The 13,794-nt window shown below is 57.8% G+C and carries 15 protein-coding genes; 4 read left to right on the top strand and 11 right to left on the bottom strand.

The window, feature by feature from the left end; genetic code table 11:
- Positions 1-25 precede the first annotated feature (25 nt).
- Together AC5DB9_RS07110 and AC5DB9_RS07105 are read right to left on the bottom strand one after the other, a co-directional pair.
- The gene (locus AC5DB9_RS07110; protein ID WP_028968005.1) at positions 26-940 is read right to left on the bottom strand and encodes a 5'-nucleotidase; all 915 of its coding nucleotides are present in this window, start codon (positions 938-940) and stop codon (positions 26-28) included.
- A 53-nt stretch (positions 941-993) separates the two neighbouring features.
- Entirely contained in the window at positions 994-2,412 is a 1,419-nt protein-coding gene (locus AC5DB9_RS07105) for a trypsin-like serine peptidase (RefSeq protein ID WP_273009737.1), read from the bottom strand.
- A gap of 9 nt (positions 2,413-2,421) precedes the next feature.
- Between AC5DB9_RS07105 and alr the strand changes: the two genes are divergently transcribed.
- Complete coding sequence (gene alr, locus AC5DB9_RS07100) at positions 2,422-3,501, top strand: alanine racemase (RefSeq protein WP_273009735.1); 1,080 nt, start codon at positions 2,422-2,424, stop codon at positions 3,499-3,501.
- 10 nt (positions 3,502-3,511) lie between these two features.
- On the opposite strand, the gene AC5DB9_RS07095 is transcribed toward alr, so the two are convergent.
- The 4 genes from AC5DB9_RS07095 to AC5DB9_RS07080 all read right to left on the bottom strand — a co-directional run bounded on the left by AC5DB9_RS07095 (position 3,512) and on the right by AC5DB9_RS07080 (position 7,204).
- Positions 3,512-4,876 carry an alanine/glycine:cation symporter family protein gene (locus AC5DB9_RS07095; RefSeq protein ID WP_272991241.1) on the bottom strand — a complete coding sequence of 455 codons (1,365 nt, stop codon included), beginning with the start codon at positions 4,874-4,876 and terminating at the stop codon, positions 3,512-3,514.
- A gap of 38 nt (positions 4,877-4,914) precedes the next feature.
- The gene (locus tag AC5DB9_RS07090) at positions 4,915-5,928 is read right to left on the bottom strand and encodes a D-cysteine desulfhydrase family protein (protein WP_272991243.1); all 1,014 of its coding nucleotides are present in this window, start codon (positions 5,926-5,928) and stop codon (positions 4,915-4,917) included.
- Positions 5,929-6,004: 76 nt separating this feature from the next.
- Positions 6,005-6,343: a preprotein translocase subunit YajC gene (yajC, locus tag AC5DB9_RS07085; protein ID WP_022957124.1), complete on the bottom strand. Its 339-nt coding sequence runs from the start codon at positions 6,341-6,343 to the stop codon at positions 6,005-6,007.
- Between the two features lie 90 nt (positions 6,344-6,433).
- Positions 6,434-7,204, bottom strand: a complete 771-nt coding sequence (locus tag AC5DB9_RS07080) for an exodeoxyribonuclease III (RefSeq protein WP_272991245.1) — start codon at positions 7,202-7,204, stop codon at positions 6,434-6,436.
- Between the two features lie 244 nt (positions 7,205-7,448).
- Between AC5DB9_RS07080 and AC5DB9_RS07075 the strand changes: the two genes are divergently transcribed.
- Genes AC5DB9_RS07075 through AC5DB9_RS07065 form a run of 3 tightly spaced genes read left to right on the top strand, consistent with a single transcriptional unit; the run spans position 7,449 to position 10,140 of the window.
- A complete protein-coding gene (locus AC5DB9_RS07075) occupies positions 7,449-7,928 on the top strand; it encodes a nuclear transport factor 2 family protein (RefSeq protein WP_022957122.1) in 480 nt (159 codons plus the stop codon).
- Between the two features lie 15 nt (positions 7,929-7,943).
- Positions 7,944-9,662, top strand: coding sequence for a class I adenylate-forming enzyme family protein (locus AC5DB9_RS07070; RefSeq protein WP_272991248.1), 1,719 nt, complete (start codon positions 7,944-7,946; stop codon positions 9,660-9,662).
- A 37-nt stretch (positions 9,663-9,699) separates the two neighbouring features.
- Complete coding sequence (locus AC5DB9_RS07065; RefSeq protein WP_272991250.1) at positions 9,700-10,140, top strand: YkvA family protein; 441 nt, start codon at positions 9,700-9,702, stop codon at positions 10,138-10,140.
- Positions 10,141-10,182: 42 nt separating this feature from the next.
- Here AC5DB9_RS07065 and bcp read toward each other — a convergent pair whose 3' ends face one another.
- The 5 genes from bcp to moaE all read right to left on the bottom strand — a co-directional run bounded on the left by bcp (position 10,183) and on the right by moaE (position 13,792).
- Positions 10,183-10,677, bottom strand: a complete 495-nt coding sequence (gene bcp, locus AC5DB9_RS07060) for a thioredoxin-dependent thiol peroxidase (RefSeq protein WP_022957119.1) — start codon at positions 10,675-10,677, stop codon at positions 10,183-10,185.
- Positions 10,678-10,688: 11 nt separating this feature from the next.
- Positions 10,689-12,128, bottom strand: a complete 1,440-nt coding sequence (locus tag AC5DB9_RS07055) for a DNA recombination protein RmuC (RefSeq protein WP_272991252.1) — start codon at positions 12,126-12,128, stop codon at positions 10,689-10,691.
- A 40-nt stretch (positions 12,129-12,168) separates the two neighbouring features.
- A complete protein-coding gene (locus tag AC5DB9_RS07050) occupies positions 12,169-12,732 on the bottom strand; it encodes an NUDIX hydrolase (protein ID WP_022957117.1) in 564 nt (187 codons plus the stop codon).
- Positions 12,733-12,760: 28 nt separating this feature from the next.
- Positions 12,761-13,237: a flavin reductase family protein gene (locus tag AC5DB9_RS07045; protein WP_022957116.1), complete on the bottom strand. Its 477-nt coding sequence runs from the start codon at positions 13,235-13,237 to the stop codon at positions 12,761-12,763.
- A 102-nt stretch (positions 13,238-13,339) separates the two neighbouring features.
- Positions 13,340-13,792 (bottom strand): molybdopterin synthase catalytic subunit MoaE, encoded by a 453-nt coding sequence (gene moaE / locus AC5DB9_RS07040; RefSeq protein WP_022957115.1) that lies wholly within the window; start codon positions 13,790-13,792, stop codon positions 13,340-13,342.
- Positions 13,793-13,794 lie beyond the last annotated feature (2 nt).

The following is a 13,794-nucleotide window of genomic DNA, read 5'->3' as shown; positions in this document are numbered from 1 at the left end:
AAAACAACACTGATCGCGACCAGTATCAGTCGTCATCACGGTGATTGGCAATGCCGTGGGGAACGTGACCCGCGGGCACGTGCTCGCTCGCCGATTCACAGTGACTATGCTGATCGTCAAAGAACACATCTGCGCCATAGGCGCGCAAAAACTCGCCTTTCTCCAAACCACCGAGAAACAGCGATTCATCGATACGAATATTCCATTCCCGCAGGGTGCGAATTACCCGCTTGTGTGCGGGGGCCGAGCGGGCGGTGACCAGCGCGGTGCGAATTGGTGGCGCATCGGCGGGCAACTCGCGTTGCAAGGTATACAGCGCCGACAGGAAAGGCTTGAACGGCCCGCCACTCAACGGCTGGTCAGCGGCCGCTACCTCGCTGGCGGTAAAGGCTTCCAGTCCCTGGCGCTTGAAGACCTGCTCGGCCTCGTCGGAAAACAGGACGGCATCACCGTCAAACGCAAAGCGCAGCTCGCGTCGCGGCGTCTGGTCGGCCTTGCGGGTACGCGGCATCAAGGTGGCGGCCGCCACACCATTATCCAGCGCCCGACGGACATCTTCAGCGTTCGTTGAAAGGAACAGGTGGCAGCCAAATGCAGCAACATACTTATAGGGGCTTTCGCCGCCACTGAACGCGGCACGGCGAATATCCAGGTCGTAATGCTCGATGGAATTAAATACCCGTAGTCCGGTATCGGCAGAGTTGCGGGACAACAGAATCACTTCAACGCGGGCTTTATCCAGCACGTCATTGAGCTGTAACAGACGCTCGACAATATTGAAGGCCTCGCCCTTCTCCAATATCTGGTCTTCATGCTCGATCTGATATTGCTGATAGGCATCCAAGCCCTCATTTTCAAAGACCTGATGGCTGTCGTCGAGGTTAAACAGCGCCCGCGACGAAATAGCAACGACCAGCTTGTCTTCAAATCCCTTGGGCATCAGCATCCCCTTGTGGCAAGAGCTGTAATATACATCACCGCTGCACCGGGGTACTACCGCTGAACATGGCGCCAGTGCACAGCTCGGGGCTTTTCGTTGCGCAATATGCGCTGAATATCTGCCAGTAGCGGTGCCGAAAAGCTCGCCGCAATGGCGCGCTTTTCATGCGCTTGAGTAAGATTTGCCGAGAGAATCGCCACCCCGTTCAGCGGCTCCCCGGGCTGCCACAGCAGAGCCCCACTCTGTCCTGGCTGGCTGTCGCAATCCAGTGACAACAGTCCCATTCGTACCTTGTCACTGCTTGAGATGCTGACAGTTTCTTTCCTTTCTGGGAGGCAAACACTTAGCCACAAACTACTATCGGGCGTGTTTTCAGCGAAGGCATAGCTGTACAGCAGCGAGGAGTCACGACTGGAACCCAGAGTCGGGCCAACCACCTCACCCGGAAGGGCAGCGTCCAATCTCAGCAGCGCCAGATCACTGCCTGCATAGGCTGCAATATCGCCGTTCAGTAGCTGGCGGTGGTTATTCTGCAGCATCCATAGCTGCTCGACGCGAAATGCCTGCGCCGCGTCATTGCCGTTTTTAGGGAAGAATCGCAGAACATCGGCAAGGGGCGCATCGGCCTCTGGCGGGTAAAGGCAATGCGCCGCGGTGATTAGCCAGCGATCGCTGAGCGCAGTAGCCGTACATTGCCCACTCTGGCGGCCATCGTAATAACTGTACAACTGCCCGATGATCAAGTGCCCCACTGGCGCCTGCCAAGCTCGGAGGGCAAACGACGCCTCTTGGCTCCGTGGGTAGAATACGGCTGGCGGAGGCTGCTGAACCTTGCCATAACCCCTGCCATAAGCCCTGCTTACTAGCCGTTGGATATTGCCCTTTTTGTCGCTGGCAAGCAGGCTGCCATCCGGTAACTGCAAGGCATAATGGTCTCTGGATTGGCGCACATCCCCTCGAGCAGCAAGTTGATTCAATACCGCCCAGGCGCGCTGCCTGCGCAGCATTTTCTCAGTCGCCAGCTCCCGCTGAAACACCGCGATAGCTGCGTCCACATCCCCGTGCTGCCGACCGAGTAATACAAAGCCGGCATTGATCAAGCGTAATTGCCATTTCTGCGACGGCGCCACATTGGCAAGCGCGGCATACCGTTGCGTCTCGACAAAGTCAGCCGACCAGTCCGCGCCGCCCCAGAAATACGCCTGCGCGAAATCGGCGGCAAGCTGTGGACATTGGCGTGAGCGGTCCCGCAGCTGCTGCATGGCCTGCCAATGCGCCGGGTCAATAAGCAGCTTGTCGCTGTAAGACGGCGGAGAGAAACGTGGCGGACAGGTCTCGACCAGATCCGCGGCCAAGGCGGGAGAAATCGGCAGTAACAGCAGCACAAGGACTGACAGGCATCGCCCCACAGCGGTAAACTTGGCAACCTCATCGACCGCGTGGCGGTCTCTCTTATCGTGGCAGTGGAGCACTGGCAAACCTTGCGTAATACAAGCTGGCTGGAATTTGACGTGACGGCCCTGCGTCACAATATCTCGGTAGTCAAACAAAGGGCGCCGTCGGCCCGTATCTTAGCCATGCTGAAAGCCAATGGCTACGGACACGGTGCCGACTGGGTGGCCGCCAATATCAGCGCCCTCGCTGACGGCTATGGCCTGGCCCGTCTCTGCGAGGCAGAGTCACTGAGGGCCAGCCAGCCAGAGGCCCGCCTGCTGTTGCTGGGCACCCTGATCGACCGGCCCCTGCTGGAGCGCTGCTCAGAACTGCGATTGGACCTGGTCATCCACCGGCTGGACGATGCCCGTCAACTGTCCCGAACCCCACTGCCCCAAGCCATTAACGTTTGGCTGAAGCGCAATATCGGCATGAACCGACTCGGCATGAATCATGAGGCGTTTGTTGAAGCGCACCGATTGCTGGCCGACAGCCCTCAGGTTGCCGATATTATCCACATGAGTCACTTCAGTGATGCCGATGAACCTAGTACCCCGGTGACCGCAGAACAGTGCCAGCGACTGTGCAGCAGCAGTGCGGAACTTGGTCGGGTGCCGCGCAGCATGGCCAATTCGGCGGCGATTATTGCGCACCCCTACAGTCACTTCGACTGGGTCCGTCCCGGTATTATGCTGTATGGCGACGACCCCACCGGCTATCTGCAAGGTGGCCAGCAGTTGCAAGCGGTGATGCAGTTTAAAAGCCGGATCATTGCGATCAAAGACGTGGAAACGGGTGACGGCGTGGGCTACAACCGCCGCTGGACAGCACCCTCCCCGCGACGCATTGCCACGGTGGGCGTCGGTTATGCCGATGGCTATCCCCGACACGCCGAGGACGGCACACCGATGGTGATTCGCGGCCAGCGCGTGCCGCTGGCAGGTCGGGTGTCGATGGATTTATTGACCGTTGACGTCAGCACCCTGCCCGACGTTGAGGTCGGCGACGAGGTACTTCTGTGGGGACACGGCCTTCCGGCCGCCGAAGTTGCCAGCCATTGCCAGACCATCAGCTACGAGCTGTTCACCGGCATCAGCGATCGCGTGGAGCGTCATTACCCGGACTGACAGCAGTCTCCTAACTGCCTGCGGATTCCGCCTTGCCCAGTGCCGAGGCCAGCCGTGTCTGTGTCAGTTTAAACACCAACGGGCTGAGCAGAATCAGCGCGATCAGGTTAGGCAGCGCCATCATCGCATTGAGGGTATCTGCCAACAGCCAGATAAAGTTGAGCTGCGCCATTGCCCCCATCGGTATCGCCGCGACCCAGGCCAGTCGGAATACCAGCACAGCCTTAGTCCCGAAGAAATACACGACACAGCGCTCGCCGTAATAGGCCCATCCGAGAATCGTGGTAAACGCGAAGATCACCAGCCCGAGCGACACCACATAGTGTCCCCCACTGAGCAGATGATCAAAAGCCGCCGCTGACAATGCCGCCCCGCTCTCGCCGGTTTGCCAAAGACCCGACAGTAAAATTACAAAGCCGGTAACACTGCACACCAGCAAGGTGTCGATAAACGTCCCCAACATGGCAATAAGCCCCTGGCGTACAGGGCTATCCGTGTGCGCCGCCGCATGGGCAATGGGCGCGCTACCCAAGCCGGCCTCATTGGAAAACACGCCCCGAGCCACCCCGTAGCGGATGGCGGCCGCAACACCCGCCCCGGCAAAACCACCAACGGCGGCCGCACCACCAAAGGCAGAATCGAGCACCAGCATCAGCATCTCGGGGATGCGATCGAGGTGCATCCCCAGAATAATCAGCCCCAATACCATGTAACTGATCGCCATAAACGGCACCAGCACACCGGCCACACTGGCAATCCGTTTCACGCCGCCCAACACGACCAGTGCCACGCAAACGGCTAACGCCGTGCCCGTCAGCCACATGGGAACCGAAAACGTGCTTTGCAAAGCGTCCGCAACCGAATTGGCCTGAACGGTATTGCCAATACCAAATCCGGCGAAGATGCCGAAAAACGCAAACGTCCCTGCCAACCATCGCCAGCGCGGCCCGAGACCATTGCGGATGTAATACATCGGTCCGCCGCTGAAATTGCCTTCGCTGTCGCGCTCGCGGAACTCCACCGCACAGACCGCCTCGGCATATTTGGTCGCCATACCAACCAGCGCCGTACACCACATCCAGAACAGCGCACCGGGGCCACCCAGCGCGATCGCGGTCGCCACACCGGCGATGTTCCCGGTGCCGATGGTGGCAGAGAGTGAAGTCATCAATGCCTGGAAGGCACTGATCTCCCCCTTGCCTCGCTCTGCACTGCTGCGACTGAGCAGCAGCCCGAACGCGGCGGGAATATGCCGCAGCGGCATCAGACGCAGCCCCAGCATCAGATACGCGCCCGTACCGAGAATCAGCACCAGCATCGGCCAGCCCCAAACGAGACCGTTGACGTAGCCTATTGCGGTACTGAGTGTGTCCATTTTGTCGCCTTACCGTTGTTGTTGATGATCAAGCGTTGTTAATGATCAAGAAAAGAAAAGTGTTCGCGGTGGGGAAAGACCCCAAAAAGACCGCCGGTGTGCACAAACACCATGTCGCCATCGGCACCAAATCGCCCAGCCTTACGCTCGGTCAGCAAGGCATGGAAAGCCTTGCCCGTGTAGACCGGGTCCAATACCAGCCCTTCACAGGCCGCCAGCTCGGCAATGCTGCGATATATCTCCTCGTCAGCGCGGGCATAGCCAGGCCCGACGTAACCGTCGATAACCCTCACGTCTACCGCATCGACATCGGTATCCAGTGCATAACGCTGTCGCCACTCATGCAGGTCTCGGGCCACTTTATTCAAAAACCAGCGTTCGTCGTCGCAAACATTTACGCCCCACACCGCCGCTTCCGGCAGGTGATAATGTGCCCCCACACTCAATCCAGCCTGAGTACCGCCCGAGCCCGTGGCACACAAGATATGCCGGGGGGAAATCCCCACACGACGACAGTCTGCTGCCAGCTCTTCGCTGGCCTGAAAATACCCCCAGACCCCAATGCCATCTGACGCGCCGGTGGGAATCACAAAAGCACGACGCCCCTGCGCCGCATAATGCTGCTCCCAGTGTTCAAAAAGGGTGGTCAATTCGCGCGTAAACTGCGGCGCCGGATAAACCGAAATTTCCGCACCGGCCAACTGGTCCAGCAGCAGATTGCCATCGGCTGGGGGGCGATGCTCTCCGCGCAGCAGCAAGTGGCATTTCAGCCCCAACTGCGCACAGAGCAAGGCGGTGGCGCGGCAGTGATTGGATTGCAAGCCACCACAGGTGATCACCGTGTCGCAGCCCTCTTCCAGCGCCTGAGCCAGGCTGAACTCCAGTTTGCGGATTTTATTGCCCGACAGCGCGCAGCCGGTAAGGTCGTCGCGCTTCACCCAAATTCGGGGGCCGTCTGGGTAGCGCTGCTGTAAGCGGTCGAGGGGTTGTAAGGGCGTAGGCAGTTGAGCAAGGTGGCGACGCGGGGGACGGGCGTTGACGGGGGAAGTCATGACCGAGACCTATGGCGAAGTAGAAAAAAGGAACAGGCAGAAATAAAAACGGGACGCCGTGGCGTCCCGTTGTGACTTATATCGCTTTCAGCGTGCCTTTCGGCAGTACCGCGTGTACCGCAACACGCTGGAACTTCAGCTCGGTGTTGTCGGCCACCTGAAGAACAACGTAGTCGTCGTCCAGTTTGATGACTTTGCCGAGAATACCTGCCGACGTCACCACTTCATCGCCCTTGGCCAGCGCGGCGACCATGGCAGCATGCTCTTTTTGGCGCTTGCGCTGGGGACGAATGGCAATGAAATAGAACAGGCCGAACATCAGTACCAGAAAACCGATCTGGAACAGCTCGCCACCCGGAGGCGCACCGGCGGCACCGGCAGATTGGGCGTGGGCCTGAGAGATAAAAAAGCTCATGGTATTTCCTTCAACAAGACCAATAGAAACTGGGTTCAGCGCCAGCCAGTGCGGCGCTGTAAAGAGGCTGATAGTACACAAGGCACCGGGTCAAAGCGAGCCATCGTAATCCATAATAAAGGGCGCGTGGTCTGAAAACCGCTCGTCGTTATATACCCAGGCATCGCGGATGCTATCCACCAGCCCCGGTGTGATCACCTGGTAGTCCAAACGCCATCCCACATTGTTGGCGTAGGCCTGCCCGCGGTTGCTCCACCAGGTATAAACCGCCTCTTTATTGATCTCGCGAAACGCATCAACAAAGCCTGCCTCGTCGTAAAGTTTGTCGAGCCAGGCGCGCTCATGGGGCAGAAAACCCGAGTTTTTCTGGTTGGGTTTCCAGTTCTTCAGATCGATTTCCTTGTGGCAGATATTCCAGTCAGCGCAAATAATCAGTTCCCGCCCCTGCTCTTTCAGCTCTACAAAGTGGGGATAGATACGCTCAAGAAAATCGTCTTTCTTGGCTTGCGCGGCGTCACTGCTGGAGCCCGACGGCATATACAGAGAAATCACGCTGATGTTGTCGTAGTCTGCACGGATGTATCGCCCTTCGCTGTCTGCAGGGTCCCAGCCCAAGGCGGTTACGAACTGCTTCGGTGGCGTTTTGCAGTACATGGCGGTGCCGCTGTAGCCTTTTTTCTCGGCATCGCTGTACATCACACTGTAGCCCTCAGGATGAAACTGCGGGTCGTCGAGCTGATCCCGTTGGGCCTTGGTTTCCTGAATACACACTACATCCGCGTCCTGAGTCGCCAGCCATTCGAAAAACCCCTTGCGGGCGGCGGCCCGAATCCCGTTGGTGTTGGCGGTAATAATGCGCATGCGCGGCGGCACTCCTTTCAAACCGAAAAACGGCGACTAGCTTAACAAATGGCAGTGACGCATAGCGATGCTTTCCGGACATTGCTCACGAGGACACGTCGCGGAAAAAATAGCAACGCCTGAACTCGCCCTTACTTCACCCATACAGAGCATGTTGAAAACCCAAACATGCCCCTACAATCGGCGTCAGATGTACAGAACGTGCTCACTGTTTATAACAACACTAAGACAGGAATCCGAACTCATGACTTTAACGTCTGCTGATCAGTTGTTGCTGATCGAAGCTATCAAACGCCTCAAATATGTCTACCTGCGCGCAGTCGATACCCACGACTGGGATCTGCTGGAAAGCACCCTGAGTGAGGATGTAGTCGCTCGCTATGACGGTGGCAAATACAGCTATGACAATCGCAAAGCGCTGATCGACGGCCTGCGCGGCCACATGGATTCGCCCTCCGTCATCACCATGCACAACGGTCATCACCCCGAAATTGAGCTGCTGAGTGACACCGAAGCTACCGGCAAGTGGTATCTGCAGGATCTGGTTTTCAATAAAGAGCAAAACTGGATGCTGTTCGGCACGGCCATCTACACCGACCACTACCGGTTGGAAAATGGCGATTGGAAAATCTATCGAACCGAGTACGAGCGCATTATGGAAACCATCAATGCGCCCATTCCGGCCACGCTCAGCTTTACCCACAATATGTTTGAAACAAAATAATCCAGGGTCTTATCCATGACATCCATTGCCCAAACCCTAAAAGACTGCGAAGCACAACTCTGCGGCCCCGGCGCTCCTTACGAGCTGGAAGAACGACTGGTCAACGGCCAGCCGATGCGGCACTTCAAGAACGCGCCCAACTCCATGCGAGAGCTGTTGGATGCCGGCCGTCAGCATGGCGACGCCGAGTTTTTGGTGTATGCCGAGCCCGGACAGCCCGAAGAACGCTTCAGCTTCAATGACTTTTATCGGCATGTCGATGCACTCGCCTACCAGCTCGTAGCGCGCTTCGACCTGCAAAAAGGGCAGCGTGTGGCGATCGCCATGCGCAACTATCCCGAGTGGATGATGGCTTATGCAGCAGTCGTATCGCTGGGCGCGATTGTGGTTCCGCTCAACAGTTGGGGCACCGCTGAAGAACTGGAGTTTGTGCTTCGCGACAGCGCAGCAGACATCGTATTTGTTGACGAGCGCCGTCGTCAGGCGCTCACCCCCCTGCTGATCGACTTGCCCTGCAAACTGATCGTGGCCCGCGGGCAGGCCGACGAGCATGCCGTTGATATGGCCGCCCTGATCGATGAGGCCAGCGGTAAAAGTATGCCTCAGGCCTGGGAGTTTGACGCAGACGACCCGGTCCAAATCATGTACAGTTCAGGCACCAGCGGCAAACCCAAAGGCGCACTGTCCACCCACCGGAATATCACCCAGGCGCTATTCAGCTTCGAGTGTCAGGCGATCTGCGCAGCGATGGCCAACCCTGCGGCCATCGAAAAAATGTTCGCCGCAGGCAACGCACCCTGCTCGCTGCTGTCGGTGCCGCTGTTTCATGTTTCCGGCTGCTATGCGGCGTTTCTGGTCAACCTGCGCGGTGGCCGCAAAATTGTCATGACCTACAAATGGGACGCCAGAGAAGCTCTGCGACTGATTGAGCAGGAAACCGTCACCGTATTCAGTGCGTCGCCGTCGATGGTTATCGACCTGATGCAACACCCGGATTACGACAAGTTCGACACCAGCAGCCTGTTTTCAGTTGGCGGCGGCGGCAGTGCCTGCCCACCCGCGTTTAAGCGTGTCATTGACCAGCGTCTTGAAAGCGCCTTTGTGGGCACCGGTTACGGCATGACAGAGAGCAATGCTATTGGCTCCAGTTGTGCCGGCGGTGCCTACGAGGAACAGCCCGGCTCGGCGGGAACCCTGTCGCCACTGGTAGATTTTAAAACCTGCGACGAGGACGGAAATGACTTGCCTAAAGGCGAGAAAGGCGAAATCTGGCTGCGCTCCGTAACCAACATTCAATCGTACTGGCACCGTCCGGAAGCCAACGCTTCCGCCTTCAAGGATGGCTGGATGATCACCGGGGATATTGGCTACATCGACGATAACGGCTTCGTCTTCCTTGCAGACCGCGCCAAAGATCTCATTATTCGCGGCGGCGAGAACATCTACCCCGCCGAGATCGAAGCCCTGCTCAGCCAGCACCCCGATGTTCTGGAATCGGCAGTATTTGGGGTACCCGACGAAACGCTGGGAGAGTCCGTAGCCGTGTTACTGCGCCTGAACAATGGCAAAGTCTTGAGCGAAGACGAGGTCAGAAACTTCCTCGCCAAGCACCTTGCAGCCTTTAAACTGCCTAAATATATTGAGTTCGCCAGTGCTCCCCTGCCCCGCAACCCGGCGGGCAAAGTGCTGAAGAAGGATATCAAGGCGGAATACGCTACACTGGCGCAAGCCTAATTCGCGCGGGAGCCTCCCGCTGCGGCGGGAGGACAGCATGAAGTGGTTTTCGGCGCGTCGCGCAAAAAAAATTCTCGATGACGGCGCCAGCCAGGTCGACGAGCAACAGCTCGAAGACACGCTGGCAGAGCGCCAAAAGATTCTCGACAAGGTAGTGCAAAGTCGCCGCCTTGCGCCCTATCTCAATCAGGCTTCCATTCTCTTTCAGCTCCTGCAGGACTATGTGCGCGGCAATTACCGGGAAATCCCCTGGTGGACTCTCGGCGCTGTCGCCACCGCGCTGACATACATCCTCATCCCGCTGGATGCGATTCCCGACGCCATTCCGGTAGCCGGGTTTATTGACGATGTAGCAGTACTCAAATTGTGCCTGGAACTCGTCAGCAAAGACCTGGACAGCTACCGGCGCTTTCGCGATGCGCGGGACAGCATTGAAGAGCCCGTCCGCGGCGCTGACGACGGCAAACCCCAGGCATAAAAAAACCGCGCCGTAGCGCGGTTCTTGTCAGCCGATGGCGATTCAGTTCAGACCCAGTTCGTCCAGTGCCGCCAGTGCAACCTCGTGGTGATCTTTGGTTTTGAACTTGTCCAGCACCTGACGCAGCACGCCGTCTTTATCGATGATAAAGCTGGTGCGCAGAATGCCGTCGAACTCTTTACCCATAAACTTTTTCGGCCCCCAGGCCCCGTATTTGTCGGCGACCGCGTGATCTTCATCAGACAGCAGGGTGAAATTCAGTGCGGCCTCTTCTTTTTTGGGGTTTTCCTCAAATTTTTTGAGCTTTGCCACCGGGTCCGGGCTCACGCCCAGCACCACGGTATTGCGCTTGCCGAATTCCGCGTAGGTATCGCGAATACCACAGGCCTGCACGGTGCAGCCGGGGGTTTTGGCTTTCGGATAGAAGTACAGCAGCACGTTCTTTTTGCCTTTGAAGTCGGCCAGTTTTACCGTGTCGCCATTCTGATCTTTGAGGCTAAAGGCCGGCGCCTTATTGCCCACTTTCGGAAATGCCATGCTTCCCCCTGTTAGTCGTTGTCGTCACTGTCATCCTGCTGAACATCGGCGCGCTCGGTCAGCGCCGTCGGCAGGGTCTTCTTCACTTTTGCTCCGAGCTGTTCAAGGCGCGCCACCCGGCCAACCAGATTGCCCCGCCCCTCGGTCATGCGTTTTATCGTTTTCTCGTAAGCGCTTTGACCGCGATCCAGATGCTTGCCGATGTCTTCCAGCGACTCCACCACCAGCGCAAACTGGTCGTGCAGCGCCCCGGCTTCCCTGGCGATTTTCTCCGCGTTCAGGTTTTGCCGCTCGTAGCGCCAGATACTCTGCACTGTACGCAGGGTCGCCAGCAAGGTGGTTGGCCCCACGACAATAATGTTCTGCTCATACGCGTTGCGGAACAGCTCCGGATCATGCTCAAACGCGGTCATAAAGGCCGCTTCGACCGGAATAAAAATGAAGACAAAATCCAGCGTGCGAATGCCTTCAATATGCTGATAGGCCTTGGTGGAAAGCCCGGCAATATGCTGGCGCACCGACTGGATATGCGCTTTCAGGTAATCCCTGCGCTCGCTCTCACTCTCCGCACTGCAGTAGCGCTCATAGGCGATCAGGGACACCTTGGCGTCGATGATAATGTCTTTCTCATCCGGCAAGCGCACAATCACATCGGGCTGACTCCGTCGGCCTTCGTCATTGGTAAAGCTGAGCTGGGTTTCGTACTCGTGCCCCTTGCGCAGCCCCGACTCCTCCAGCACGCGCTCGAGAATGACCTCGCCCCAGTTGCCCTGTGCTTTGTTATCACCCTTGAGGGCGCGCGTCAGATTCTGTGCCTCGCGACTGATATTGGCGTTCATGTCCTGCAGTGATTTGAGCTGCTCGCGCAGCTCGCCATGCTGGCGGTTTTCGATGTCGTAAATCTGGTTCACCCGCTCCTGAAAGCCTTTCAATTGCTCGCGAAACGGATTAAGAGACTGCTGAAGGTTTTGATGGTTAGCCTCTGAAAACCTTCGACTTTTTTCATCAAAAATGCGATTCGCCAGCTGCTCGAACTGACGACTTAACTCCTCTCTGGCCTGCTTCAGCAAGGCGATCTGCTCGCTTGAGGATTCCTGCAAATGGCGGTAGTCACTCTCCTTGCGGGCCAGCGCTGCCTGCGCATCGGCCTTCGCACGGTCGGCATCCGAGCGCTGCTGCTCACTGTGCGCCAGCCGCTGGCTGACATCCGTCAGACTGCTCTCGGCAACCGCTTTTTGCTGAAGCGCCGCATTCAAGCTCGCCTGCAGTTGTTCACGCTCCTGCGAGGCAGTGGTAAGGCGCTGATTCAGACTCTGCAGCTCTTCCTCCAGCGCTGTGATGCGTCCCTCTTGCAGCTTCTGCTGACGACGGGACAGCAGCAGACCCAGCATCAGCCCTGCTGCAATACACAGGGCTCCGGCCAGCAGAGCAAAGAGGTTAATGTCGTTCATTGCGGTCTATCCCTGTTGCGAAAAAGCCCGCCGGGACAGTTCAGTCGCCGGACTTCCAGTTGACGTGCTCGGCCCACAGGGCGCCGGGCTTGCCGAGCCGGATAGGATAATCATCCCGGCGAAGGTCATCAAAATAATCCACCAGAATATCGGTGACGACCGGAAAGGCCAACTCGGACCAGGGGATCTCGTCTTCGCTGAACAGGCGGCTCTCCAGGCTCTCGGGACCGACGCCAAAATCGCCGTCCAGCTCGCCCCGGAAGAACACATACACCTGATTGATGTGGGGAATATCGAACATGCGGTAGAGCTTTTCGCCGCGCACTTTGGCGGCGGCCTCCTCGCGGGTTTCCCGCAGAGCGCCCTCCAGCATGGTTTCGCCGTTTTCCATAAACCCGGCGGGAATCGTCCAGAAACCGTGGCGGGGTTCGATGGCACGACGACAAAGCAGCACTTTGTCGCCGACCGTAGGCAGGCAGCCCACGACCACTCGCGGATTCTGGTAGTGAATGGTATTGCAGCTCTCGCAGATATACCGGGGCCGATCATCCCCCTCGGGGACTTTCAGACTGACGGGAGCTCCACAATCACAGCAATACTTCATTGACTATCGTTCTCGGCGGCAGACGCAATCAGCGCAGCTCGCGGTAAGCGCCGCCCTGGAACACCAGTGGTTTTCCAGTGGGGCTGAGGTCCATTTCAGTGACTTTACCCACCAGAATCAGGTGGTCGCCACCATCGTAACGCTGCCAGATATCACATTCGAAGCTGGTCAGTGCACCGCGCAGCACCGGCAGACCGCTCTTGCCGATGCGGTAGTGATCCTTGGACAGCTGATGAGCATCTTTTTTCGAGTACTGGTTCGACAGCGCCGCCTGCTCCTGCGTCAACACATTCACCGCAAAGCCGTCGGCAGCTTCGAAGGCCGCGTAGCACTCGGAATCATTGCGCAAACTCCATAGTACCAGCGCAGGGTCCAGAGAAACCGAGGCAAAAGAATTAACGGTCATGCCAAACGGCTCGTAGCCTTTTGGGTTGGCGGTAATCACACAGACACCGGTTGTGAACTGGCCAAGGGCATTGCGGAAGGTCCGGGGATCGAAGCTCATAGTTTTCCTGTCTCGTCGTTTTATGTGCCGGCCGACTAACGGGCGCGGTCGTAGAAGCCGCAAATTATACCTTGGCTTCCTTGAGCATAGCGAGAACTCCAACTAGTCCCAACGGAGGGCAGCGGACGCATCACTGCTTCGGGCATCCACCCAGCGACTGCGTCCGTCGAGCAGCTGTTCTTTCTTCCAAAACGGCGCCTGGGTTTTCAGATAATCCATGATGAATTCGCAGCCGGAAAAGGCCGCCTGCCGGTGGGCAGCGCTCACCGCGACCAGCACAATCTGCTGCCCCGGCAGCAACTCGCCGATTCGGTGAATCACCAGCACCTCGCCCAGCGACCAGCGTCTGGCAGCCTGCTCGGCAATGTCAGTAATACTGCGCTCGGTCATACCGGGATAATGCTCCAGCCGCATTGAGACGACCTCATCACCCTCGTTGCGGGCACGCATTACCCCGACAAACTGTACGATGGCGCCACAGTCTGATGAGGTCAATGCGCGACAGGCGTCACCAGCGTCAAAGTCGGCCTCTTGAACACTCACCCGAATCGCCACGC

This window comes from Spongiibacter sp. (assembly GCF_984394615.1).
This window is presented reverse-complemented; position numbering and strand designations above follow the sequence as displayed.

Bases quoted from the DNA above. Each gene is read 5' to 3' on its own strand.
- AC5DB9_RS07090 (WP_272991243.1), bottom strand. From the start codon at position 5,928: ATGACTTCCCCCGTCAACGCCCGTCCCCCGCGTCGCCACCTTGCTCAA.
- AC5DB9_RS07095 (WP_272991241.1), bottom strand. From the start codon at position 4,876: ATGGACACACTCAGTACCGCAATAGGCTACGTCAACGGTCTCGTTTGG.
- AC5DB9_RS07110 (WP_028968005.1), bottom strand. From the start codon at position 940: ATGCCCAAGGGATTTGAAGACAAGCTGGTCGTTGCTATTTCGTCGCGG.
- AC5DB9_RS07050 (WP_022957117.1), bottom strand. From the start codon at position 12,732: ATGAAGTATTGCTGTGATTGTGGAGCTCCCGTCAGTCTGAAAGTCCCC.
- yajC (WP_022957124.1), bottom strand. From the start codon at position 6,343: ATGAGCTTTTTTATCTCTCAGGCCCACGCCCAATCTGCCGGTGCCGCC.
- AC5DB9_RS07075 (WP_022957122.1), top strand. From the start codon at position 7,449: ATGACTTTAACGTCTGCTGATCAGTTGTTGCTGATCGAAGCTATCAAA.
- AC5DB9_RS07045 (WP_022957116.1), bottom strand. From the start codon at position 13,237: ATGAGCTTCGATCCCCGGACCTTCCGCAATGCCCTTGGCCAGTTCACA.
- AC5DB9_RS07070 (WP_272991248.1), top strand. From the start codon at position 7,944: ATGACATCCATTGCCCAAACCCTAAAAGACTGCGAAGCACAACTCTGC.
- AC5DB9_RS07065 (WP_272991250.1), top strand. From the start codon at position 9,700: ATGAAGTGGTTTTCGGCGCGTCGCGCAAAAAAAATTCTCGATGACGGC.
- AC5DB9_RS07055 (WP_272991252.1), bottom strand. From the start codon at position 12,128: ATGAACGACATTAACCTCTTTGCTCTGCTGGCCGGAGCCCTGTGTATT.
- bcp (WP_022957119.1), bottom strand. From the start codon at position 10,677: ATGGCATTTCCGAAAGTGGGCAATAAGGCGCCGGCCTTTAGCCTCAAA.
- AC5DB9_RS07080 (WP_272991245.1), bottom strand. From the start codon at position 7,204: ATGCGCATTATTACCGCCAACACCAACGGGATTCGGGCCGCCGCCCGC.